This window comes from Pseudomonas tremae (assembly GCF_001401155.1).
Taxonomy (GTDB): domain Bacteria; phylum Pseudomonadota; class Gammaproteobacteria; order Pseudomonadales; family Pseudomonadaceae; genus Aquipseudomonas; species Aquipseudomonas tremae.
On sequence record NZ_LJRO01000156.1, the window covers coordinates 1 to 463 of the forward strand.

Annotated in this window: 1 protein-coding gene; it reads left to right on the forward strand. The window is 60.7% G+C overall.

Annotated elements, in window-relative coordinates; translation table 11 throughout:
• On the forward strand, positions 1-454 hold a 454-nt coding region (locus ALO43_RS11400), incomplete at its 5' end, for an alpha/beta hydrolase (protein WP_054997521.1).
• Positions 455-463 lie beyond the last annotated feature (9 nt).

Genomic DNA, 463 nt, shown 5'->3' on the forward strand with positions numbered 1-463 from the left:
ACCACGCCGTGAGGACTGGGTGGGCGAGTTGCAACGCACGATTGCAGCGCACAGCACGCCGGTGATCCTGATCGCTCACAGCCTGGGTTGCGTGACAGTCGCGCATCGGGCACAACTCGCACCGCTGGAGACTCTGCGTCAGGTGCAAGGTGCGTTGCTGGTAGCACCTGCTGACGTCGAACGTCCGAATTGCCCGCCTGCATTGCGTAATTTTGCGCCGATCCCTAATGATCTGCTGCCGTTTCCGACACAAATTGTCAGTTCTGACAACGACCCTGCGGTCAGCTCTCAGCGCGCTATGGAAATGGCCCGTCACTGGGGGGCGGAAGTCGGGTTTCTGAGTCAGGCCGGGCATATCAACGTCAAGTCCGGTCATAAGCGCTGGGAGCAGGGGTTTGCCTACCTGTACCGGCTGCAAAACCGTCTGGAGCAGCATGCGCGTCGTCGCGCATGAGTGGCAGCT